The sequence below is a fragment of the Leucothrix arctica genome (assembly GCF_003172895.1).
Classification (GTDB): Bacteria; Pseudomonadota; Gammaproteobacteria; order Thiotrichales; family Thiotrichaceae; genus Leucothrix; species Leucothrix arctica.
Window position 1 is genome coordinate 1 of sequence record NZ_QGKL01000017.1, and the last position, 1,138, is coordinate 1,138.

Genomic DNA, 1,138 nt, shown 5'->3' on the forward strand with positions numbered 1-1,138 from the left:
AATAGAGAAAGTGGTGCTTATCGTGGCAAAAGACGCATACGAGGAGGACGAGCCAGAATCCGAACGGTCATGTTCATGGCCATGATGTCGACGATACAATCTAACGATAAATTCAAGCACGAATATCAGCGTTTGGTTGCCAAAGGAAAACCTAAAAAAGTAGCACTTATTGCGTGTATGAGAAAGATGATTACCATCCTCAACACCATGGTAAAAAATGGTGAACTATGGGATGAAAAGTTAGCTTAGACGATTGACTTAGAACCACAGTCTCTTGTTATACATTTGATTAAATTAGCTTATAAAAGTTGGTTTAACTTAGCGTATTGGAGAAGCATAATTGTTTTACCATCTTTAATCTCTCCAGTTTCTATCATTTCGTAAGCATCATCGAAACTCAGTTCTAATACTTCAATATTTTCTTGCTCATGCTCTAAGCCGCCTCCTTCAGAGACCTTCATCGATTCAGAATATTCAGCGACAAAAAAATACAATATTTCTGTTACAGAGCCTGGGGACATATAAGATTCAAATATTTTTTTAATATTTTCTACTTTGTATCCTGTTTCTTCTTCTGTTTCTTTTTTTATACAGTCTTCAGCATTATCTTCATCTAGCAAACCTGCGCATGTTTCAACCAACATTCCATCAGCATTTCCATTTACGAACGTAGGTAATCTAAATTGACGAGTTAGAATAACACTACCTTTTGTAGAGTTATAAAGAAGTATTGTTGAACCATTGCCTCGATCGTATGCTTCTCGCTCTTGGCGCTCCCAGTTACCATCCGGCCTTAGATAGTCAAAGGAATATTTGTTCAGTGTATACCAATTATCAGACAGGATTTTTTGTTCGACATTCCTAATTTTAGTGTTCATGTACACTCCTTGTTTTTGTATAACGCCTTGCTCAGCGGAAAAATACGAGCGCGAGCGAGTAGTTTTTCCGATGCAGCAACTTGTATGGTTGAGATGTTAAAAAAACGGGTAAACTGAGACCCACCTTTAGTTAGCTCCTAAAGGCCATTATGTAGTAGCTCGGTGCAGCAACGGCTTACTCTTTTTCAAGAGATACCGATAACAAGTATGAGCGCTACATAACTCATTAGATAATAACTCGAACAGTCATTAGGGTCTCA

2 protein-coding genes are annotated in these 1,138 nt (G+C 37.9%); one reads left to right on the plus strand and one right to left on the minus strand.

Going from position 1 to position 1,138, the window contains the following annotated elements; translation table 11 throughout:
* Positions 1-249, plus strand: a 249-nt coding sequence (locus tag DKT75_RS05705; protein WP_146201324.1) for a transposase, incomplete at its 5' end; no start/stop codon positions are given.
* Between the two features lie 50 nt (positions 250-299).
* On the opposite strand, the gene nudK is transcribed toward DKT75_RS05705, so the two are convergent.
* Positions 300-878: a GDP-mannose pyrophosphatase NudK gene (gene nudK / locus DKT75_RS05710; protein ID WP_109822470.1), complete on the minus strand. Its 579-nt coding sequence runs from the start codon at positions 876-878 to the stop codon at positions 300-302.
* Between the last annotated feature and the right edge of the window lie 260 nt (positions 879-1,138).

Excerpts from the sequence above, each read along its gene's own strand:
- nudK (WP_109822470.1), bottom strand. The coding sequence starts at position 878 with ATGAACACTAAAATTAGGAATGTCGAACAAAAAATCCTGTCTGATAAT.